Annotated in this window: 23 protein-coding genes; 13 read left to right on the top strand and 10 right to left on the bottom strand. The window is 69.5% G+C overall.

The annotated features are described in order from the left end of the window. Position 1: 1 nt before the first annotated feature. Both ASF44_RS15785 and ASF44_RS15780 read right to left on the bottom strand, forming a co-directional pair. Positions 2-802: a lytic transglycosylase domain-containing protein gene (locus tag ASF44_RS15785; RefSeq protein WP_082524797.1), complete on the bottom strand. Its 801-nt coding sequence runs from the start codon at positions 800-802 to the stop codon at positions 2-4. Then, positions 802-2,781: a DNA topoisomerase IV subunit B gene (locus ASF44_RS15780; RefSeq protein ID WP_056900170.1), complete on the bottom strand. Its 1,980-nt coding sequence runs from the start codon at positions 2,779-2,781 to the stop codon at positions 802-804. Before ASF44_RS15780 ends, ASF44_RS15785 begins: the two co-directional genes overlap by 1 nt. Positions 2,782-2,884: 103 nt before the next feature. Here ASF44_RS15780 and ASF44_RS15775 point away from each other — a divergent pair, with 103 nt between their 5' ends. From ASF44_RS15775 to ASF44_RS15755, 6 genes are read left to right on the top strand one after another with little or no spacing between them, the layout of a single operon-like run. Then, on the top strand, positions 2,885-4,108 hold the full coding sequence (locus tag ASF44_RS15775; RefSeq protein WP_056900169.1) for an MFS transporter: 1,224 nt from the start codon (positions 2,885-2,887) through the stop codon (positions 4,106-4,108). Positions 4,109-4,110: 2 nt separating this feature from the next. Next, the gene (locus ASF44_RS33105) at positions 4,111-4,233 is read left to right on the top strand and encodes a hypothetical protein (protein ID WP_255358203.1); all 123 of its coding nucleotides are present in this window, start codon (positions 4,111-4,113) and stop codon (positions 4,231-4,233) included. 5 nt (positions 4,234-4,238) lie between these two features. Next, a complete protein-coding gene (locus ASF44_RS15770) occupies positions 4,239-4,796 on the top strand; it encodes a bifunctional 2-polyprenyl-6-hydroxyphenol methylase/3-demethylubiquinol 3-O-methyltransferase UbiG (protein ID WP_056900168.1) in 558 nt (185 codons plus the stop codon). Positions 4,797-4,855: 59 nt separating this feature from the next. Further along, entirely contained in the window at positions 4,856-5,764 is a 909-nt protein-coding gene (gene dapA / locus ASF44_RS15765; RefSeq protein WP_056900167.1) for a 4-hydroxy-tetrahydrodipicolinate synthase, read from the top strand. 38 nt (positions 5,765-5,802) lie between these two features. After that, on the top strand, positions 5,803-6,894 hold the full coding sequence (gene bamC, locus ASF44_RS15760; protein WP_156374519.1) for an outer membrane protein assembly factor BamC: 1,092 nt from the start codon (positions 5,803-5,805) through the stop codon (positions 6,892-6,894). Between the two features lie 22 nt (positions 6,895-6,916). Beyond that, positions 6,917-7,693 (top strand): MBL fold metallo-hydrolase, encoded by a 777-nt coding sequence (locus ASF44_RS15755; RefSeq protein ID WP_056900166.1) that lies wholly within the window; start codon positions 6,917-6,919, stop codon positions 7,691-7,693. A 49-nt stretch (positions 7,694-7,742) separates the two neighbouring features. Here ASF44_RS15755 and ASF44_RS15750 read toward each other — a convergent pair whose 3' ends face one another. From ASF44_RS15750 to ASF44_RS15740, 3 genes are all read right to left on the bottom strand, one after another. Further along, entirely contained in the window at positions 7,743-8,093 is a 351-nt protein-coding gene (locus tag ASF44_RS15750) for a hypothetical protein (protein ID WP_056900165.1), read from the bottom strand. 163 nt (positions 8,094-8,256) lie between these two features. Next, positions 8,257-8,754, bottom strand: coding sequence for a hypothetical protein (locus ASF44_RS15745; protein ID WP_056900164.1), 498 nt, complete (start codon positions 8,752-8,754; stop codon positions 8,257-8,259). Next, a complete protein-coding gene (locus ASF44_RS15740; protein ID WP_056900163.1) occupies positions 8,747-9,874 on the bottom strand; it encodes a JmjC domain-containing protein in 1,128 nt (375 codons plus the stop codon). Before ASF44_RS15740 ends, ASF44_RS15745 begins: the two co-directional genes overlap by 8 nt. A gap of 68 nt (positions 9,875-9,942) precedes the next feature. On the opposite strand from ASF44_RS15740, the gene ASF44_RS15735 reads away from it, so the two are divergent. Beyond that, the gene (locus ASF44_RS15735) at positions 9,943-10,467 is read left to right on the top strand and encodes a peptidylprolyl isomerase (protein WP_056900162.1); all 525 of its coding nucleotides are present in this window, start codon (positions 9,943-9,945) and stop codon (positions 10,465-10,467) included. Between the two features lie 16 nt (positions 10,468-10,483). Here the strand turns inward: ASF44_RS15735 and dut are convergent, their stop codons facing one another. The 3 genes from dut to coaBC are packed head-to-tail and all read right to left on the bottom strand — an operon-like array spanning position 10,484 to position 12,512. Then, positions 10,484-10,930 (bottom strand): dUTP diphosphatase, encoded by a 447-nt coding sequence (gene dut, locus ASF44_RS15730; RefSeq protein WP_056900161.1) that lies wholly within the window; start codon positions 10,928-10,930, stop codon positions 10,484-10,486. Then, entirely contained in the window at positions 10,927-11,268 is a 342-nt protein-coding gene (locus ASF44_RS15725) for a hypothetical protein (RefSeq protein WP_056900160.1), read from the bottom strand. Before ASF44_RS15725 ends, dut begins: the two co-directional genes overlap by 4 nt. After that, on the bottom strand, positions 11,268-12,512 hold the full coding sequence (gene coaBC / locus ASF44_RS15720) for a bifunctional phosphopantothenoylcysteine decarboxylase/phosphopantothenate--cysteine ligase CoaBC (RefSeq protein WP_056900159.1): 1,245 nt from the start codon (positions 12,510-12,512) through the stop codon (positions 11,268-11,270). Before coaBC ends, ASF44_RS15725 begins: the two co-directional genes overlap by 1 nt. A 136-nt stretch (positions 12,513-12,648) precedes the next feature. Here coaBC and ASF44_RS15715 point away from each other — a divergent pair, with 136 nt between their 5' ends. From ASF44_RS15715 to ASF44_RS15690, 6 genes are read left to right on the top strand one after another with little or no spacing between them, the layout of a single operon-like run. After that, a complete protein-coding gene (locus tag ASF44_RS15715; RefSeq protein ID WP_056900158.1) occupies positions 12,649-14,328 on the top strand; it encodes a CTP synthase in 1,680 nt (559 codons plus the stop codon). A gap of 28 nt (positions 14,329-14,356) precedes the next feature. After that, positions 14,357-14,647 carry a DUF1330 domain-containing protein gene (locus tag ASF44_RS15710; RefSeq protein WP_056900157.1) on the top strand — a complete coding sequence of 97 codons (291 nt, stop codon included), beginning with the start codon at positions 14,357-14,359 and terminating at the stop codon, positions 14,645-14,647. Between the two features lie 51 nt (positions 14,648-14,698). Continuing rightward, entirely contained in the window at positions 14,699-15,982 is a 1,284-nt protein-coding gene (eno, locus tag ASF44_RS15705; RefSeq protein WP_056900156.1) for a phosphopyruvate hydratase, read from the top strand. A 38-nt stretch (positions 15,983-16,020) separates the two neighbouring features. Next, positions 16,021-16,296, top strand: coding sequence for a septum formation initiator family protein (locus ASF44_RS15700; protein WP_056900155.1), 276 nt, complete (start codon positions 16,021-16,023; stop codon positions 16,294-16,296). Then, positions 16,297-16,944: a nicotinamide riboside transporter PnuC gene (pnuC, locus tag ASF44_RS15695; protein ID WP_056900154.1), complete on the top strand. Its 648-nt coding sequence runs from the start codon at positions 16,297-16,299 to the stop codon at positions 16,942-16,944. After that, positions 16,941-17,591 carry an AAA family ATPase gene (locus tag ASF44_RS15690; RefSeq protein ID WP_056900153.1) on the top strand — a complete coding sequence of 217 codons (651 nt, stop codon included), beginning with the start codon at positions 16,941-16,943 and terminating at the stop codon, positions 17,589-17,591. The genes pnuC and ASF44_RS15690 overlap by 4 nt, the downstream gene beginning before the upstream one ends. A gap of 22 nt (positions 17,592-17,613) precedes the next feature. Here the strand turns inward: ASF44_RS15690 and ASF44_RS15685 are convergent, their stop codons facing one another. Both ASF44_RS15685 and ASF44_RS15680 read right to left on the bottom strand, forming a co-directional pair. Continuing rightward, a complete protein-coding gene (locus ASF44_RS15685; protein ID WP_056900152.1) occupies positions 17,614-18,612 on the bottom strand; it encodes an Hsp33 family molecular chaperone HslO in 999 nt (332 codons plus the stop codon). Positions 18,613-18,687: 75 nt separating this feature from the next. Then, a complete protein-coding gene (locus ASF44_RS15680; RefSeq protein WP_056900151.1) occupies positions 18,688-19,212 on the bottom strand; it encodes a gamma carbonic anhydrase family protein in 525 nt (174 codons plus the stop codon). Positions 19,213-19,216 lie beyond the last annotated feature (4 nt).

Raw genomic sequence — 19,216 nt, 5'->3', positions numbered from 1 at the left:
ATCAAGGCTGCTGCGCGAGCTGCGTGGTGGCGTCGCCCACGGGCAGGCGGCCACGCAGTTCCATGCGCACACGCTGCGCCGGCACTTGCAGCCGGCGGCTTTCGGGTGGGGGCTTCAGGCCCTGGTACAGCCGCGTGACGGTGCGCACGTAGTCCTGCGTTTCCTTGTAGTTCGGGATCCGGTTGCCAGCCTTTTGCACCGCACCTTCGCCGGCGTTGTAGGAGGCCAGCGCCAGCTCGAGCTGGCCCGGGAACAGGTCGAGCAGGAAGCGCAGGTAGCGCGTGCCGATGCCGATGTTGGTCTTGGGGTCGGTGAGCTTGGCCTCGATGGGCACCTTGGCGTCGCCCACCAGGCCGTAACGCTCGGCCGTGGCCGGCATGATCTGCATGAGGCCGACCGCGCCCTTGGGCGAGACGGCCGCGCGGTCGAAGCCAGACTCGGCCACGATCAGCGCCTGCAGCAGCGCGATCTCGATGCCGTGGCGGGCCGCGGCCTCGCGCAGATGCGGCAAGACCTGCTTGTAGGTGGGCGAGACCTCGAAGAAGTTCTGCAGCTTGAGCGGCAGGGCGGGCCGTTCCTCGGCCGGCGGGTTGAAGGCGCCGATGCCGCTCCTGGTGTCGAAGCTGTCGTCGCCCTTGTAGAACAGGGTGTAGCGCTCGTCCACCTGGTTGCTGGCGAAATGGGCCACCCCGCGCGCATCGATGAAACCCCAGACATCGGCGCGCGACGTGGCCGGCCACAGCGCAGCCGCCAGGGTCAGTGTCGCCAGCAGAGCCGTCGTGTTCCGTCGTGCGCGTGCCATCAGATGTCCACCTCGACTGCGTCGCCGTGCAATTCCATCAGTTCGCGACGGGATGCGGCTTCGCCCTTGCCCATGAGCTTGGTGATCAGTTGCTCGGTGCCGGCGAAATCCACCGCACCGAGCTGCACCGGCAGCAGGCGCCGCGTGTCGGGGTTGAGCGTGGTGTCCCACAGCTGCTCCGCGCTCATCTCGCCCAGGCCCTTGAACCGGCTGATGGTCCAGCTGCCCTCGCGAACGCCTTCCTTGCGGAGTTTATCGAGAGTGGCCGTCAGTTCGCCAGCGTCCAGCGCATAGGCCTTGGAGGCCGGCTTCTTGCCGCGCGCCGGCGCATCGACGCGGAACAGCGGCGGGCGCGCCACGAACACGTGGCCGGTCTCGATGAGCTTGGGAAAGTGGCGGAAGAACAGCGTGAGCAGCAGCACCTGGATGTGCGAGCCGTCGACGTCGGCATCGGCCAGGATGCAGATCTTGCCGTAGCGCAGGCCCGACAGGTCGGGGCTGTCGTTGGGGCCATGCGGATCGACGCCCACCGCGACCGAGATGTCGTGGATCTCGGTGTTGGCGAACAGCCGGTCGCGCTCGACCTCCCAGGTGTTGAGCACCTTGCCGCGCAGCGGCAGCACGGCCTGGCATTCCTTGTCGCGGCCCATCTTGGCGCTGCCGCCGGCCGAGTCGCCCTCGACCAGGAACACCTCGTTGTGCGAGGTGTCGCGGCTCTCGCAGTCGGTCAGCTTGCCGGGCAGCACGGCCACGCCCGAGCCCTTGCGCTTCTCGACCTTCTGGCCGGCGCGCTGGCGCGTCTGCGCGGCGCGGATGGCCAGTTCGGCCAGCTTCTTGCCGTAGTCCACATGCTGGTTGAGCCACAGCTCGAGCGCCGGGCGCACGAAGCTGGCCACCAGGCGCACGGCGTCGCGCGAGTTCAGCCGCTCCTTGATCTGGCCCTGGAACTGCGGGTCCAGCACCTTGGCCGACAGCACGTAGCTGGCGCGCGCGAACACGTCCTCGGGCAGCAGCTTGACGCCCTTGGGCAGCAGCGAGTGCAGCTCGATGAAGCTCTTGACGGCCGTGAACAGGCCTTCGCGCAGGCCGGCCTCGTGCGTGCCGCCGGCGCTGGTGGGGATCAGGTTGACGTAGCTCTCGCGCACGACGTGGCCGTCCTCGGTGAAGGCCACCGACCACTGCGCGCCCTCGCCCTCGGCGAAGGTCTCGTTGCTGTCGGCATAGCCCTCGCCCTCGAACAGCGGGATCACGGGGTCGGCCGTGAGCGTCTGCGAGAGGTAGTCGGTGAGGCCGCCCTTGTACTGCCAGGTCTGGCTGTCGCGGGTCTTCTCCACGGTCAGCGAGACGGTGACGCCGGGCATCAGCACCGCCTTGCTGCGCAGCAGGTGGGCCAGCTCCTGCATGGGCAGGGTTTCGCTGTCGAAGTACTTGGCGTCGGGCCACACGCGCACCGAGGTGCCGGTGCGGCGGTCGCCCTCGCCGGCCTTGCGCACGACGAGCGGCTCGGCCACGTCGCCATCGGCGAACACGAGCCGCGCCACCTGGCCTTCGCGGTGGCTCGTGACCTCCAGCCGCCTGGCCAGCGCGTTGGTGACGGACACGCCCACGCCGTGCAGGCCGCCGGAGAAGCTGTAGGCGCCGCCCTTGCCCTTGTCGAACTTGCCGCCGGCGTGCAGCCGGGTGAACACCAGCTCGATGACGGGCGCTTTCTCTTCGGGGTGCATGCCGAACGGGATGCCGCGGCCGTCGTCGTCGATGCCGACGGAGCCGTCGGCGAACAGCGTCACGCGGATCCGCTTGCCGTGGCCGGCCAGTGCCTCGTCGGCCGCGTTGTCCAGCACTTCCTGGACCACGTGCAGCGGGTTGTCGGTACGCGTGTACATGCCGGGCCGCTGCTTGACGGGCTCCAGGCCTTTCAGAACTCGGATGGAGGCTTCGCCGTACTGCGGCTGTGCCTTCGGGGAGGGTTGGGTTGCCATGGCGCGGGATTGTAGGGTCGTCCACCGCCGCCACTGGATGCAAATACAGACCGAGCGCCTGGGCGACGGCAAGGGTCTCGCAAATTCACTACAGTGCGCGCCCATGACAAGTACAACGAAGACCACCCTGCCGTTGGCGCGCATCCTGATGTGCGGCGGCCTGATCGTGACGCTGTCGATGGGCATCCGCCACGGCTTCGGCCTGTGGCTGCAGCCGATCACGCAGGCCAACGGCTGGACGCGCGAGGCGTTCGCGCTGGCCATCGCGGTGCAGAACATCTCCTGGGGGATCGCCGGCATCTTCGCGGGCATGGCGGCCGACCGCTTCGGCGCGTTCCGCGTGCTGCTGGTCTGCGCGGCCCTCTATGCGCTGGGCCTCTTCGGCATGGCGCATGCCACCACGCCGCTGATGTTCTCGCTGTCCACCGGCGTGCTGCTGGGCATGGCCCAGGCCGGCACCACCTACGCGGTGATCTTCGGGGTGATCGGGCGCAATGTGTCGGCCGAGCGCCGCTCCTGGGCCATGGGCATCGCCGCGGCCGCGGGTTCGTTCGGCCAGTTCCTGATGGTGCCGGTCGAGGGCTTCCTGATCGCGCGCTTCGGCTGGCAGGAGGCATTGGTGATCCTGGGCGCCGCCGCGCTGCTGATCGTGCCGCTGGCCTTCGCGCTGCGCGAGCCGGGCTTCTCGGGCACTGCGCCGGCCAAGCGCGAGCAGAGCATCGGCCAGGCATTGGCGGAAGCCTTCAAGTACCCGAGCTTCCAGTTGCTGATGGCCGGCTATTTCGTCTGCGGCTTCCAGGTCGTCTTCATCGGCGTGCACCTGCCCAGCTACCTCAAGGACCACGGCCTGTCGCCGCAGGTGGCCAGTTACGCGCTGGCGCTGGTCGGCCTGTTCAACGTGTTCGGCACCTACATCGCGGGCACGCTGGGCCAGCGCATGCCCAAGAAGAACATCCTGTCGTTCATCTACTTCGCGCGCGCGGTGGTCATCACGGCCTTCGTGGTGGCGCCGCTCACGCCGACGAGCGTGTACCTGTTCGCCGCCACCATGGGCCTGCTGTGGCTGTCCACGGTGCCGCCGACCACGGCGGCCGTGGCCTCGATCTTCGGCATCCAGCATTTGTCGATGCTGGGCGGCTTCGTGTTCTTCTCGCACCAGATCGGCTCGTTCCTGGGCGTCTGGCTGGGCGGCTACCTGTACGACCGCACCGGCAGCTACGACGTGGTCTGGATGATCACCATCGCGCTGGGTGTGTTCGCGGGCCTCGTGAACCTGCCCGTCAAGGAAGCCGCGATCCAGCGCGGCTCGGCACTGAAAGCCACATGAACATGGGCAAGCTCCGGCTCCTGGGCTGGACCGCCGCACTGGCAGTGCTGGGCGGCGTGTTCATGCTGTACCTGCAGCCCGAATTCGTGGTGGGGCTCGCCAACCAGGTCTGGGCCTGCTTTTGAGCGCCGTGCAGCCACCCGCCCCATTGCATCCGCCTTCGGCCTGGGTGCAGCGCTGGGCGCACCTGTTCCGTGCCGGCGGCCGCGTGCTGGACCTGGCCTGCGGGCCGGGGCGCCACGCCTACTGGCTGCACGCGCGGGGCCATGCCGTCACGGCGGTCGACCGCTCGGCCGCGGCGCTGGCCAGCCTGGCGCCGCTGGCCGCCGCCGGCGCCGAGGTGCTGCAGGCCGAACTCGAAGACGGGCCGTGGCCACTGGCCGGTCGCGCGTTCGATGCCGTCGTGGTCACCAACTACCTCTGGCGGCCACGCCTGGCCGACACGGTCGCCGCGCTGGCGCCCGGCGGCGTGCTGCTGTACGAGACCTTCGCCCAGGGCAACGAGACGGTGGGCCGGCCGGCGCGGCCCGAGTTCCTGCTGCGCCCCGGCGAGCTGCTGCAGGCCGCCGCCGGGCTGCGCGTGGTGGCCTATGAAGACGGCTTCCTGGAAAACCCCGAGCGCTTCGTGCAGCGCATCGCGGCGGTGCGCTCGGTGGCCACGGAACTCCCGGCGCGGCACCGGCTCTGAGCCCTTTCCAGCCCGACCGGCTGGGTAGAATGCGCGCTTTTGCGTTCCACACCGCGGACATGACCCTCAACACCGCCAGCGCCACCGGCACCATCACTGGAAGCATTGTCGCCCTCGTCACCCCCATGCACGAGGATGGCAGCGTGGACTATGCGGCGCTGCGCAAGCTGATCGACTGGCACATCGCCGAGGGCACAGACTGCATCGGCGTGGTCGGCACGACGGGCGAGTCGCCCACCGTGAACGTCGAGGAACACTGCGAGATCATCCGCGTGTCGGTCGAGCAGGCCAAGGGGCGGGTGCCCATCATGGCCGGCTGCGGCGCCAATTCCACCTCCGAGGCCATCGAACTGGCGCGCTTCGCCAAGAAGGTGGGCGCCGACTGCCAGCTGCAAGTGGTGCCCTACTACAACAAGCCCACCCAGGAAGGCCAGTACCAGCACTTCAAGGCCATCGCCGAAGCCGTCGGCGACCTGCCGACCGTGCTGTACAACGTGCCCGGCCGCACCGTGGCGGACATGGCGCACGACACCGTGCTGCGCCTGGCCCAGGTGAGCGGCATCGTCGGCATCAAGGAAGCCACCGGCAACATCGAACGCGCGCAATGGCTGATCCGCGACGTGCCCAAGGGCTTCGCCGTGTACTCGGGCGACGACCCGACCGCCGTGGCGCTGATGCTGTGCGGCGGCCAGGGCAACGTGAGCGTCACGGCCAACATCGCGCCGCGCCTCATGCACGCGCTGTGCGTGGCCGCCATCGCTGGCGACGCCCGCGGCGCCATGGAGATCCAGCGCAAGCTGCTGCCCGTGCACAAGCATCTCTTCGTCGAAGCCAATCCCATCCCGCTCAAGTGGGCCATGGCCCGCATGGGCTTGTGCGGCGGCACCATGCGCCTGCCCATGACGCCGCTGGCACAGAACAACGAAGCCGTCGTCGAAGCGGCATTGCGCGCCAGCGGCCTGCTCTGAGCCGCCAGCGCCCCGGTCTCTCTACAGGAATCCCGTCCGTGAAATTTCCCGCTCGACTGGCGCTGCTCGCGCTGTCCCTGGCGCTCGGCGCCTGCTCGGTGCTCGAAGGCAGCAAGATCGATTACAAGAGCGCCGGCAAGGCGCCCACGCTGGAGGTCCCACCCGACCTCACGCAACTGAGCCGCGACAGCCGCTACGTGGTGCCGGGCACCAGCGTCTCGGCCAACGCCTACCAGACCACGATGCCGCAGCAGCAGGCCGGCGTGCCCGTGGCGGCCAGCCAGATCGGCGACGTGCGCATCGAGCGCGACGGCAACACGCGCTGGCTGGTGCTGAACCGCGCGCCGGACGAGAAGATGTGGGAACAGGTGCGCGACTTCTGGCAGGAGAACGGCTTCCTGCTGACGATCGACCAGCGCAACCTGGGCATCATGGAGACCGACTGGGCCGAGAACCGCGCCAAGTTGCCGCAGGACTTCATCCGCAACACGCTGGGCAAGGTGCTGGATTCGCTTTACTCCACCGGCGAGCGCGACCGCTTCCGCACCCGCATCGAGCGCACCGCGAACGGCTCGGAAATCTTCATCAGCCACCGCGGCATGATCGAGGTCTACCCCGACAACCAGACGCGCGACCGCACGGTCTGGCAGCCGCGCGCCGTCGACCCCGAGCTGGAGGCCGAGTTCCTGCGCCGCCTGATGGTCAAGCTGGGCACGCGTGACGAGCAGGTCAAGGCCGCCGCCGCGTCCGAGACCACGGTGCGCGCGACCACGCGCATCGCCACCGTCGACAACCAGCCCGTCGTGCAGATGGACGATGGCTTCGACCGCGCCTGGCGCCGTGTCGGCCTGGCGCTGGACCGCACCGGCTTTACCGTGGAAGACCGCGACCGCAGCCAGGGCACCTACTTCGTGCGCTACGTGGCACCCAACCCGAACAAGGCCGAGCCCGGCTTCTTCGGCAAGCTGTTCGGCGGTGGCGCCAAGGCCGAGGCGCCGCTCAAGTACCGCATCACGGTGCGCAGCCAGGGCGAGTCGAGCACGGTGGCGGTGATGGGTGCAGACGGCGGCCCGGCCAAGCAGGCCGACGCGCAGAACATCGTCAAGGTCATCGCCGACGACCTGCGCTGAGGGCGCTGGGAGACAGGCGCAGGTGCTGCGCTTCAAGAACCTGGGCAGCGGCAGCACGGGCAATGCCACGGTGGTGGAAGCGCGTGACGGCGGCCGGCCCAGCCGCCTGCTGATCGACTGCGGTCTGGGCCCGCGCACCCTGGCCACCCGGCTCGGCCTTGCCGGGCTGGACATGGCCGACATCGACGCCATCTTCGTCACCCACGAGCACAGCGACCACATCGGCAGCGCCTGCAAGATCGCGCTGCGCCACCGCATCCCGCTGTGGATGAGCCATGGCACGCACCAGGCCATCGGCGCACCCGACCTGGGCGACCTGCTCCACATCGCGCGCGACGGCCAGCCCGTCGACCTGGGCGCGCTGCAGTTCAGGCCCTTCACGGTCCCGCACGATGCACGCGAACCGCTGCAGCTGCGCCTGTCCGACGGCGCTGCCTGCCTGGGCGTGCTGACCGACCTGGGGCACGCCACGCCGCATGTGCTGCAGCAGTTGGCCGGTTGCCGCGCCATGCTGCTGGAGTGCAACCACGACCCGGATCTGCTGGCCGCCTCGCCCTATCCCTACTTCCTGAAACGGCGGGTCGGCGGTGCGCTCGGCCACCTGGCCAACCCATTGGCGGCCGGCATCGCCACGGCGCTGGCCGCGCAAGGCCTGCAGCAGATCGTGGCGGCCCACCTGAGCCGGCAGAACAACCGGCCCGAGCTGGCGCTCGCCGCGCTGTCCGGCGCAGAAGGTTGCGGCGGCCTGGCGCTGGGCGTGGCCGATCCAGTCACGGGCACGGACTGGATCGACGTCTGAAACGCAAAGAGCCACCTTGCGGTGGCTCTTTCAAGGGGTGTGCGCCAGCTTATTGCTTGGCAGCGCCCTTGGCGGCTTCGGCGGCTGCCTTGGCGGCGTCCGATGCAGCAGCGGCTGCGTCCTTGGCGGCTTCGGTGGCGTTGCTCACGGCAGCAGCGGCGGAGTCCTTGGCGGCTTCGGTGGCGGAACCGACGGCCGAGGCGGCGGAGTCGGCGGCCGAAGCAGCGGCGCTGGCGGCGTCGGCTGCGGCGGAAGCAGCAGCTTCGGCAGGCGCGGCGGCGGGTGCGGGAGCCGGGGCTTCGACGGCCGGAGCGGGTGCGGGCGCCGGCTCTTCCTTCTTGCCACAGGCAGCCAGGGCAGCAGCGACCATCAAGGCGGCGAGTACGAGCTTCTTGTTCATTGCTTGGATCCTTTGTGTTCTCTGGAAAACAGTCCTGAAGAGATGCAGTCCCGCGAGAAGAATGAGGGCCTGCAGCAGCCGAGTTGAAAGCGCAAGGTCGCCTTCAGCCCAGCCCGCGATTATAGGCAGCGGCCTTTGTAAATAAGGTGTAAACCCTAGAGCGTTACAAGCCCAGCACTGACGCCGCGAACGCCGGCGTGCTGCGCCGAAGGGGTTCGGCCAGCAGCTCCTGCGTCTGCACCCGGCGTGCGGCCTCCGGACCGGCCCACCCGCTGCAACGCAGGGTGTCGAGCCGGCGCAGGCTCCAGTGCGGGCTCGACAGCGCGCTCGGGAAGTCCTGCCGGTCCACGCCCTTGCAGGCGCGGCAGGTGACCAAGTGGTCCCATTGCATGCGCCACTGCACGAAGCGGGCATGCCTTCGCCGCACCTCGTCGTAGCCGGCCGCCAGCATCACGAAGCGGCGGCCGGGCCGCGCCCAGGCCTGCAACGCCGCAACCACGGCGCGCTCGCCCAGCGGCCAGTCGGCGAAGTCCGCGTCGGCCAGCGTCAGTTCGACCCAGCCCTGCCGCGCCGCAGCACCAAGGCCTTCGAGCAGCCATTGCTGGAACTGCTCGCGGCCCTCGAAGCGGCCTTGCGGCAGTGCCGGCGCACCGTCAGCCATGCGGGTCGGCCTGCAGCCAGCCGTCCTCGCACCACTGCGCCAGCAGTTCGCGCGCGCCGGCACTGGCACTGGCGACCTCGCGCGCCGACAGGCGGCGCAGGTCCGCCAGGCGCTGCATCAGGCGGGCATCGCGGCCACCGGCGCGCCAGCTCTCGCCGTTCAGGTAGACATGGCCTGCGTCATAGAGCATGCGGCTGCGCCGGTCCAGCGCCACGCCGTGGCCGGCGGGCAGGTCGTGGCCTTCGCCGAACCAGACCTGGGCCTTGGGCTCGCTCAGGATCTCGCCGAGCGCGCAGTCGAGTGCGGCCGGGTCGTCCAGCAATGCGCGCAAGGCCTCGGCCGCGAAGGCCCGCACGTCGGCCGGCACCGCGGCCGGCTGCGCCGTGGCCGGCTGCCGGGGGTCGCGGTACAGCGCCGGGCCCAGTGCGTCCTCGGCGGTGTCGGCCAGGCGCTGCAGCAGTTCGCGCGCGATGCCGCCGCGGCCGGGCGCGCGAAAGCCGATGGAATAAGTCATGCACTCGCCGATGGCCACGCCGTCGTGCGCGTAGCGCGGCGGCAGGTAGAGCATGTCGCCGGGCTCCAGCACGTACTCCTCCTCGGGCTCGAACGCGGCCAGGATCTTGAGCGGAACGCCTTCCTGCAGCTGGAAATCGCGCTGGCGGCCGATGCGCCAGCGGCGCTGGCCATGCGCCTGCAGCAGGAACACGTCGTAGCTGTCGAAGTGCGGGCCGACGCCGCCGCCATCGCTGGCGTAGCTGACCATGAGGTCGTCCAGCCGCGCATCCGGCACGAAGCGGAAGGCCTGCAGCAGCGCATGGGCGGCGTCGCTGTGCAGGTCCACGCCCTGCACCAGCAACGACCACTGCCGCCGGCTCAAGGGCGGCAGGGCGCGCCGCGCGAACGGGCCGTTCCTGAGCGTCCAGCCCTTGGCGCCCTGCTGCACCAGGCGCGACTCCACGCCTTCCTGTTCGGCCAACGCGAACAGCGCGTTGCGCTCGAGCACCGGACCGAAGCCGGGGATGGCGCCGCGCACCAGCAGCGGCTTTTTCTGCCAGTACTTCTGCATGAAGCGCTCGGGCGTGAGTCCGCCCAGCAGCGGCAGGGGTTGGGTGGTGTCCATCGGGTCCTGTGCAAAAACGCCATCGCCCCGCACGGAAGTCGGCGGGGCGAAGCTGCGACAATTCTTCCATGGAAATCATCCCCCAATGCGTCGTGGCGCTGACCTGGACCCTCAAGGACACGCTGGGCGAAGACCTGGACGTGCTCAGCGACCCCGTGGAGTTCCTGGTCGGTGGCGACGACCTGCTGGCCAAGGTCGAAGAAGCCCTGCAAGGCCATGTGGCCGGCGACACGCTGCACCTGCACCTGGAGCCCGAGGACGCCTTCGGCGACTTCGACGAAGAGCTGATCTTCCTCGAGCCGCGCGCGCTGTTCCCCCATGTGCTCGAGGAAGGCATGAGCTTCGAGGGCACGGCCCTGCCCCAGGGGCTGTCGGCAGAGATCCCGCGCAACCGCATGTACACCGTGACGGAGATCTATCCCGAGCACGTGGTGCTCGACGGCAACCACCCGTTGGCCGGCATCGCGCTGCGCCTGTCGCTCACGGTGAACGCCGTGCGCGAGGCCTCCGAGGACGAGATCGGCCGCGGCACCGCCGGCACCGGCTTCTTCAAGGTGCAGGTGCCGGTGGCCGGCAACGACACCCTGCACTGAGCCGCCGGACAGCGGCTCAGGCCGTCCCGGTCGAGCCGTAGCCGCCCGCGCCGCGGGCAGACGCTTCGAAGTCCTGCACGATGTTGAACTTCGCCTGCACCACGGGCACCACCACGAGTTGCGCGATGCGTTCCATGGGCTGCACGGTGTAGGCCGTGCTGCTGCGGTTCCAGGCGCTGACCATGAGCTGGCCCTGGTAGTCGCTGTCGATCAACCCGACCAGGTTGCCCAGCACGATGCCGTGCTTGTGGCCCAGGCCCGAGCGCGGCAGGATCAACGCGCAATGGCCGGGGTCGGCCAGGTGGATGGCGATGCCGGTGGGCACCAGTTCCCAGGCGCCCGGCGCCAGCAGCAGCGGCGCGTCCAGGCAGGCGCGCAGGTCCAGGCCGGCACTGCCCGGCGTTGCATAGGCCGGCAACTGCTCGGCCATGCGGGAGTCGAGGATCTTGACGTCGATGTTCATTGTTTTGGCTTGAGCAGATCGCGCCACGGCAGATGGCGCAGGCGCAGGAAGGCGAAAGCGAGGTAGGCCAGCGCGACCAGGCCGCCCCAGAGCGCCAGTAGCGGCACGGCCGCGGACAGCAGCAGCCACGCGACATACAGGAACAACGCACCCTGCACGAGCTGCCGCAGCGGCGCGAACGCCCGGGCCGCCGCCGGGCCGGACTGCGGCAACGGCCTGCGCGGCGGCCGCCGCGGCGCAGGCGCCGGCGCACCGGCCTGCGGCGGCGGCAACCGGCTCAGTTGCTCGATGTAGCGCGCGAAGTCGCCATCGGGCGGTGTGTCGTAGGGCGAGGCCATCAGCGCAGCCGTGCGGCGATCTCGGCCACGAGCTGGCGCGCCAGCGCCAGCTTGGGCGCCTGCGGCAGCTCGCGCACACCGGCTTCGTCGACCAGCAGCAGGGCGTTGTGGTCCTGCCCGAAGGTGGCCGGGCCGATGTTGCCCACCAGCAGCGGCACGCCCTTGCGCACGCGCTTGGCCTGGGCGTTCTGCAGCAGGGCCTCGCTCTCGGCCGCAAAGCCCACGCAATACAGCTTGCCGCTTTGCGCGCGGGCAGACTGCGCCACACGCGCCAGCACGTCGGTGTTCTCGACGAAGCTCAGCGCCGGCACCTGGCCCGAGCCGTCCTTCTTGATCTTCTGCTCGGCCGCGACCGCCGGCCTCCAGTCGGCCACCGCAGCCGTGGCGACGAACACCGAGGCGGCGTCCACATGCTGTTCGACGGCCAGCAGCAGGTCCTGCGCCGAGCGCACGTCCACGCGCGCCACGCCGCGCGGCGTGGCCAGGTGCACGGGCCCGGCCACCAGCGTGACGCAGGCGCCAGCCTCGCGCGCGGCACGCGCGATGGCAAAGCCCATCTTGCCGCTGGACAGGTTGGTGATGCCGCGCACCGGATCGATGGCCTCGAAGGTCGGCCCGGCCGTGACCAGCACATGCTGGCCCGCGAGCGGCTTGGGCGCCAGGTGGGCGATCAGGTCCTCGACGATCTCGGCAGGCTCCAGCATTCGGCCGTCGCCCGTCTCGCCGCAGGCCTGCGGGCCGTTGCCTACGCCGAGCAGCACGGCGCCATCGGAGGCCAGTTGCGCCATGTTGCGCTGGGTCGCCGGGTGCAGCCACATCTCTCGGTTCATCGCGGGCGCCACCAGCAACGGCACGCGCTGCAGGGGGCGCGCCAGGCACATCAGGCTCAGCAGTTCGTCGGAGCGGCCCTGCACCAGGCGCGCGATGAAGTCGGCGCTGCACGGCGCCAGCACGATCGCATCGGCCTCGCGCGAGAGGTTGATGTGCGGCATGTTGTTGGGCTCGCGCGCATCCCATTGCGAGCCATAGACCGGCCGGTTGGACAGCGCCTGCATGGTCACGGCCGTGATGAACTGCTCGGCCGCCTCGGTCATCACCACCTGCACGGTCGCCCCCTGCTTGACGAGCAGCCGGCACAGCTCGGCCGACTTGAAGCAGGCGATGCCGCCGGTCAGGCCCAGCACGATGTGGCGGCCGGCCAGGTCGCCTGCCGCGCCCGGCCCAGGCTGGGCGGAGTTGTTCATGGGTGTCCCTGGTTGAGCGTGGGGGCGCAATTTAGCAGACTAGGCAGGCGCGCCCACGGCCGCGGCCGAACGGGGCCGGGCGCCCTTCTATAATCTCGCTTTACCACCTCCCCGGGAACGTTTTCCCGACCCTGACATGACCAAATTCGTCTTCGTCACCGGCGGTGTGGTGTCCTCCCTCGGCAAGGGAATCGCCTCAGCCTCCCTTGCTGCGATCCTGGAATCGCGTGGCCTGAAGGTCACCCTCATCAAGCTCGATCCGTACATCAACGTCGATCCCGGCACGATGTCGCCATTCCAGCACGGCGAAGTGTTCGTCACCGACGATGGCGCCGAGACCGACCTGGACCTGGGCCACTACGAACGCTTCATCACGACGCGCATGCGTCGCACCAACAACTTCACCACGGGCCGCATCTACCAGTCCGTGCTGGAGAAGGAACGCCGCGGCGACTACCTGGGCAAGACGGTCCAGGTGATCCCGCACGTGACCAACGAGATCCAGGAGTACATCAAGCGCGGCGCCGGCGTCGGCACGCCGGACGCGGTGGACGTGGCCATCGTCGAGATCGGCGGCACGGTGGGCGACATCGAATCGCTGCCCTTCCTGGAAGCCGTGCGCCAGATGAGCCTGCGCATGGGCCCGAACCAGGCCGCCTTCGTGCACCTGACCTACGTGCCCTGGATCGCCGCGGCCGGCGAGCTCAAGACCAAGCCCACGCAGCACACGGTGCAGAAGCTGCGCGAGATCGGCATCCAGGCCGATGCGCTGCTGTGCCGCGCCGACCGCCGGATTCCCGACGAGGAAGCCGAGAAGATCTCCCTGTTCACCAACGTGGCGCGCTGGGGCGTGATCTCCATGTGGGACGTGGACACCATCTACAAGGTGCCGCGCATGCTGCACGAGCAGGGCCTGGACGGCCTGATCTGCGACAAGCTGCGCCTGAACACGCCGCCGGCCAAGCTCAAGCGCTGGGACGACCTGGTCTACGAGACCGAGCACCCGCAGCACGAGGTCAACATCGCCATGGTCGGCAAGTACGTCGACCTGTCGGACAGCTACAAGTCGCTCAACGAGGCCCTGCGGCATGCCGGCATGCGCAACCATGCGCGCGTGAAGATCAGCTACCTCGACTCGGAAACCATCACGCCGGGCAACGTCGCGCAGCTGGCGCAGTACGACGCCATCCTGGTGCCCGGCGGCTTCGGCAAGCGCGGCATCGAGGGCAAGATCTGCGCGGCCCGCTACGCCCGCGAGCAGCGCGTGCCCTACCTGGGCATCTGCCTCGGAATGCAGGTCGCCACCATCGAGTTCGCACGCCATGTGGCCGGCCTCGCGCATGCCAACAGTACCGAGTTCGAACCGACCGCGCCGCACCCGGTGATCGCGCTGATCACCGAGTGGAAGGATGCCGACGGCAGCATCAAGACGCGCAACGAGAACTCCGACCTGGGCGGCACCATGCGCCTGGGCGCGCAGAGTTCCGACGTCGCCAAGGGCACGCTGGCGCACCAGATCTATGGCGACGTGGTGACCGAGCGCCACCGCCACCGCTACGAGGCCAACGTCAAGTACCTGGACAAGCTGCGCGCGTCCGGGCTGGTGATCTCCGCGCTCACCCAGCGCGAGCAACTGACCGAGATCGTCGAGCTGCCGCAGAGCCAACACCCCTGGTTCATGGGCGTGCAGTTCCACCCCGAGTTCAAGTCCACGCCCTGGGACGGGCACCCGCTGTTCAACGCCTTCGTGAAGGCCGCGCTCGACCAGCAGAGCGCAGGCCTGCCGCAGCCCGCCAAGGCCGCCGAAGTGGCCTGACGCCCCACGCACCAGGAAACCCGAGACCATGCCCAGCGCCTTCATCATTGCCGACGTGACCGTCACCAACCCGCAGCAGTACGAGGACTACAAGAAGTGGTCGTCTGCCGCGATGCAGGCCCATGGCGCCGAGGTCTGCGTGCGCGGCGGCAAGGTCGAGGTGCTCGAAGGCGACTGGAGCCCGTCGCGGCTGGTGCTGCTGAAGTTCCCCAGCGTCGAGGCCGCCCGGGCCTTCGACGCTTCGCCCGAATACGGCAAGGCCCGCGCAGCACGCCAGGGCGCGGCCATCATGCGCATGGTGGTCGTGGAAGGCGTCTGAGCCGCCACCCGCCCGTTCGATTGATTCCCTAGCTCTTAGAAAGAAGCATCAATGAGTGCCATCGTAGACATCGTGGGTCGCGAGATCCTGGACAGCCGCGGCAACCCCACCGTCGAGTGCGACGTGTTGCTGGAATCCGGCACCATGGGCCGCGCGGCCGTGCCCTCGGGCGCCTCCACCGGTTCGCGCGAGGCCATCGAGCTGCGCGACGGCGACAAGAGCCGTTACCTGGGCAAGGGCGTGCTGAAGGCCGTCGAGCATGTCAACACCGAGATCAGCGAAGCCGTGCTGGGCCTGGACGCCTCCGAGCAGGCCTTCCTGGACAAGACCCTGATCGACCTGGACGGCACCGACAACAAGTCGCGCCTGGGCGCCAACGCCATGCTGGCCGTGTCCATGGCCGTGGCCCGCGCGGCGGCCGAGGAATCGGGCCTGCCGCTGTACCGCTACTTCGGCGGCATGGGCGGCATCTCGCTGCCGGTGCCAATGATGAACGTCATCAACGGCGGCGCCCACGCCAACAACTCGCTGGACCTGCAGGAGTTCATGATCATCCCGGTCGGCGCACCCAGCTTCCGCGAAGCGCTGCGCTACGGCACCGAGACCTTCCATGCGCTCAAGAAGATCCTGAACGACCAGGGCATCAGCACGGCCGTCGGCGATGAGGGCGGTTTCGCCCCCAGCGTGGCCAGCCATGAGGCCGCCATCCAGATGATCCTGCAGGCTATCGAGCAGGCCGGCTACAAGCCCGGCGAGCAGATCGCCCTGGGCCTGGACTGCGCCGCCTCGGAGTTCTACAAGGACGGCAAGTACGTGCTCGAAGGCGAAGGCCTGTCGCTCTCCAGCGAGGAGTGGACGGGCATGCTGGCCAGCTGGTGCGACAAGTACCCCATCATCAGCATCGAGGACGGCATGGCCGAAGGCGACTGGGATGGCTGGAAGCACCAGACCGACGTGCTGGGCAAGCGCGTGCAGCTGGTCGGCGACGACCTCTTCGTGACCAACACCAAGATCCTGCAGCAGGGCATCGAGCGTGGCGTGGCCAACTCCATCCTGATCAAGATCAACCAGATCGGCACGCTGACCGAGACCTTCGCCGCCATCGAGCTGGCCAAGACCTCGGGCTACACCTCGGTGATCAGCCACCGCTCGGGCGAAACCGAAGACTCCACCATCGCCGACATCGCAGTGGGCACCAACGCCGGCCAGATCAAGACCGGTTCGCTGTCGCGCTCGGACCGCATGGCCAAGTACAACCAGCTGCTGCGCATCGAGGAAGACCTCGGCGAAGTCGCGCGTTACCCCGGCCGCCGCGCGTTCAACGTGCTGCGTTGAGCGTCCCGCTCTAAACCGCTGCCGCAGCCGTCCACGCCATGGGTTCGCGCTTCGTTCCGGCCGTGCTGCTGGTGCTGCTGGCCGTCGTCCATGCGCAGCTGTGGTTCGGCCGCGGCAGCATCTCCAACGTGGCCGAGCTGCAGGAGCGGCTGTTCGACCAGCAGGCCGCCAACGCCAAGGCGCAAGCCGTCAACGACCGCCTGACGGCCGAGGTCAGCGACCTCAAGGAAGGCCTGGAGATGGTCGAGGAGAAGGCGCGCGGCGAGCTGGGCATGGTCAAGCCCAACGAATTGTTCGTGCAGCTCACGCGCTGAATGCCCGATCCGCTGGTTGCCGCCTGGCAGTGGCTGCTGCAGCCCGCCTTCACGCTGTGGGGCGTGGCCAGCAGCTGGCTGGAGATCGTGGCCGTGCTGCTGGCGCTCGCCATGGTCGGCTTCAACATCCGCGAACGGCACTGGGGCTGGCCGCTGGCCATCGTGAGCTCCCTGCTGTATTTCGGCCTGTTCTCGCGCAGCAAGCTGTATGGCGACGCGGCGCTGCAGATCTTCTTCGCCGGCGTGGCCTTCTGGGGCTGGTTCAACTGGCTGCGCGGCCACCGGCCCGACGGCTCGGCGCTGCGCGTGGCGCGCCTGTCGGCGCGGGGCTGCTGGGCGGTGGTCGCGGCCTGCGCCGTGCTGTGGCCTTTGGTGGCGCTGTTCCTCATCCGCTTCACCGACACCGACGTGCCCTGGTGGGACGCCTTCCCCACGGCCGTGAGCCTGGTCGGGCAGTACCTGCTGGGCCGCAAGTACATCGAGAACTGGCTGGTCTGGCTGGTGGTCAACACCGTCAGCGTCGGCCTGTTCGCCTACAAGGGCCTGTGGCTCACCACACTGCTCTACACCGCATTCATCGGCCTGAGCTGGCTGGGCTGGCAGGCCTGGAAGCGCCGGCTCGTGGCGGGCGCGCCCGCGATGCCGTGACGGCGCCGCGCGTTGCGCTGCTGGGCGCGGAGAGCAGCGGCAAGACCGCGTTGTCGCAGGCGTTGGCGCAGTCGCTGGCCGGGCGCGGCCTGGCGGTGGAACTGGTGCCCGAGCTGCTGCGCCAATGGTGCATGGACGCCGGCCGCACGCCGCGCCAGGACGAGCAGGACGGCATCGCGCGCGCGCACGCCAGCGCCATCGACGCGGCCGGCGCCAGGGCGCCCGACCTGCTCATCGCCGACACCACGCCGCTGATGGTCGCCGTCTACAGCGACCTGCTGTTCGGCGACCGCTCGCTCTACCCCTTCGCGCTCGCCCACCAGGGCGGCTATGCGCTGACCCTGCTGATGGGCCTGGACCTGCCCTGGGTGGCCGACGGCCTGCAGCGTGATGGCCCGCACGTGCAGGCGCCCGTGGACGCGTTGGTGCGCGCCGCGCTCCAGGGTGCGGGCCTGCCCTACCAGGTGGTCTACGGCAACGGCCCGGCACGGCTGGCCCGCGCAGAACGGGCGCTGCACCAGTTGCCGGCGCTCGCCGCACGCTTGGCGCCGCTGGCGGAACCGCCGGGCCCGGTGCGTTGGACCTGCGCCTGCGACAGCGACGCCGCCTGCGAGCACCGGCTGTTCCAGCGCCTGGCCGCGCGCTGAGCGGCCCGGCTTGCACAAGCCCCTACTGGACCGACTGGCTGCCCGGCGGCAGCGAGCCCGGCGGCGCGAAGATCTGCGCCGCATCCACCGCATCGAAGCGGTACTGCTGGCCGCAGAACTCGCAGCCGACCTCGATGTTCTCGCGCTCGGACAGGATGGACTCGGCCTCGGCCACGCCCAGGCCGCGGATCATCTGCGCCACGCGCTCGCGGCTGCAGGTGCAGGCGAAGCGCGGGCCGCTCTCGCCGGTCAGCGGCGCGAAGGTCAGCACGCCCTCCTCCCAGAACAGGCGGCGCAGCACGGTGTCGATGTCCAGGGTCAGCAGCTCTTCGCGCTTGAGCGTGCTGGCCAGGTGCGCGATGCGGTTGAAGTCCTCGTTATGGCCCTGGGTGTCGGCCTGCTCGGTGTCCTCGCCTTCGCTGCCCTGGCCTGCCAGGTTGGCCTCGCCCTTGACCGGCAGGCGCTGGATCAGCAGGCCGGCCGCCACCTGCGCGTCGGCCGCCAGCACCAGCACGGTGTCCAGCTGCTCGCTGTGCCGCATGTAGTGCTGCAGCACCTCGGCCATGCGGCCGAAGCTCTGGCCCTCGCCATCGCTCAGTGCCACCACGCCCTGGTAGGGTTGCTGGCCGGGCTGCTTGCGCGCCGGATCCAGCGTGATCGCGCAGCGGCCCTGGCCATTCTGGTCGATGAGCTCGGCAAGCAGGGCACCGCTCTCGACGGGGCCGGTCAGCGAGGCCGTGGCGCGAACGCGCAGGTCGGACTGCACCTCGACCACCGCCAGCTTGAGCGGGCCATCGCCGAAGATCTGCAGCACCAGCGCGCCATCGAACTGGATGCCGGACTGCATCAGCACGGCCGCGGCCGTCATCTCGCCCAGCAGCGACTGCACGGGCACGGGATAGGCACCGGCCGTGGTGTTGGAGGCACGCCGGCGCAGCACCTCCTGCCAGGCGTCGGTGAGGCGCACGACGGCGCCGCGCACGGGCAGGCCGTCGAACAGGAATTTGCGAAGTTCACTCATTGGTGCCCCCTTCGGCCTGCGGCCTGTTCCCCAAGGGGAAACCAGCTTGCTTGGGGCGGCCCGGCGCGGCGCGCATCAGCCGATCTTCTTCAGGCCCGCGCGGTAGCGCCGCGCGTTGTCCACGTAGTGCCGTGCGCTGCGGCGCAGGCCCTCGATCTGCTCGGGCGTCAGCTGGCGCACCACCTTGGCGGGGCTGCCGACGATCATCGAGCCGTCCGGAAACTCCTTGCCCTCGGTCACGAGCGCACCCGCACCGACCAGGCAGTTGCGGCCGATCTTCGCGTGGTTGAGCACGATGGCGCCGATGCCGATCAGCGACTCGTCGCCCACCGTGCAGCCGTGCAGCATGACCTGGTGGCCCACCGTGACGTGCTTGCCGATGGTCAGCGGAACGCCTTCGTCGGCGTGCAGCACGCTGTTGTCCTGGATGTTGCTGCCCTCCCCCACGGAAATCGGCCCGCTGTCGCCGCGGATCACCACGCCGGGCCAGACGCTGGCGTCCGGCGCCAGCGCCACGCCGCCGATGACCTGGGCGCTGTCGGCCACCCAGGCCGTCTCGGCCACCTGGGGCGTGCGTTCATCCAATGCGTACAGGGCCATGTTG

The organism is Pseudorhodoferax sp. Leaf274 (assembly GCF_001422445.1).
GTDB lineage: Bacteria > Pseudomonadota > Gammaproteobacteria > Burkholderiales > Burkholderiaceae_C > Pseudorhodoferax.
The sequence above is the reverse complement of the archived record's forward strand: the minus strand, read 5'-3'. Positions and strand labels throughout refer to the sequence as shown.

Coding starts and splice junctions, on each gene's coding strand:
- dut (WP_056900161.1), bottom strand. CDS start 10,930: ATGAACATCGACGTCAAGATCCTCGACTCCCGCATGGCCGAGCAGTTG.
- ASF44_RS15735 (WP_056900162.1), top strand. CDS start 9,943: ATGGAAATCATCCCCCAATGCGTCGTGGCGCTGACCTGGACCCTCAAG.
- ASF44_RS15745 (WP_056900164.1), bottom strand. CDS start 8,754: ATGGCTGACGGTGCGCCGGCACTGCCGCAAGGCCGCTTCGAGGGCCGC.
- pnuC (WP_056900154.1), top strand. CDS start 16,297: ATGCCCGATCCGCTGGTTGCCGCCTGGCAGTGGCTGCTGCAGCCCGCC.
- ASF44_RS15780 (WP_056900170.1), bottom strand. CDS start 2,781: ATGGCAACCCAACCCTCCCCGAAGGCACAGCCGCAGTACGGCGAAGCC.
- ASF44_RS33105 (WP_255358203.1), top strand. CDS start 4,111: ATGGGCAAGCTCCGGCTCCTGGGCTGGACCGCCGCACTGGCAGTGCTG.
- ASF44_RS15685 (WP_056900152.1), bottom strand. CDS start 18,612: ATGAGTGAACTTCGCAAATTCCTGTTCGACGGCCTGCCCGTGCGCGGC.
- ASF44_RS15775 (WP_056900169.1), top strand. CDS start 2,885: ATGACAAGTACAACGAAGACCACCCTGCCGTTGGCGCGCATCCTGATG.
- ASF44_RS15750 (WP_056900165.1), bottom strand. CDS start 8,093: ATGAACAAGAAGCTCGTACTCGCCGCCTTGATGGTCGCTGCTGCCCTG.
- coaBC (WP_056900159.1), bottom strand. CDS start 12,512: ATGAACAACTCCGCCCAGCCTGGGCCGGGCGCGGCAGGCGACCTGGCC.
- ASF44_RS15700 (WP_056900155.1), top strand. CDS start 16,021: ATGGGTTCGCGCTTCGTTCCGGCCGTGCTGCTGGTGCTGCTGGCCGTC.
- ASF44_RS15680 (WP_056900151.1), bottom strand. CDS start 19,212: ATGGCCCTGTACGCATTGGATGAACGCACGCCCCAGGTGGCCGAGACG.
- ASF44_RS15785 (WP_082524797.1), bottom strand. CDS start 802: ATGGCACGCGCACGACGGAACACGACGGCTCTGCTGGCGACACTGACC.
- ASF44_RS15710 (WP_056900157.1), top strand. CDS start 14,357: ATGCCCAGCGCCTTCATCATTGCCGACGTGACCGTCACCAACCCGCAG.
- ASF44_RS15715 (WP_056900158.1), top strand. CDS start 12,649: ATGACCAAATTCGTCTTCGTCACCGGCGGTGTGGTGTCCTCCCTCGGC.
- eno (WP_056900156.1), top strand. CDS start 14,699: ATGAGTGCCATCGTAGACATCGTGGGTCGCGAGATCCTGGACAGCCGC.
- ASF44_RS15725 (WP_056900160.1), bottom strand. CDS start 11,268: ATGGCCTCGCCCTACGACACACCGCCCGATGGCGACTTCGCGCGCTAC.
- dapA (WP_056900167.1), top strand. CDS start 4,856: ATGACCCTCAACACCGCCAGCGCCACCGGCACCATCACTGGAAGCATT.
- ASF44_RS15740 (WP_056900163.1), bottom strand. CDS start 9,874: ATGGACACCACCCAACCCCTGCCGCTGCTGGGCGGACTCACGCCCGAG.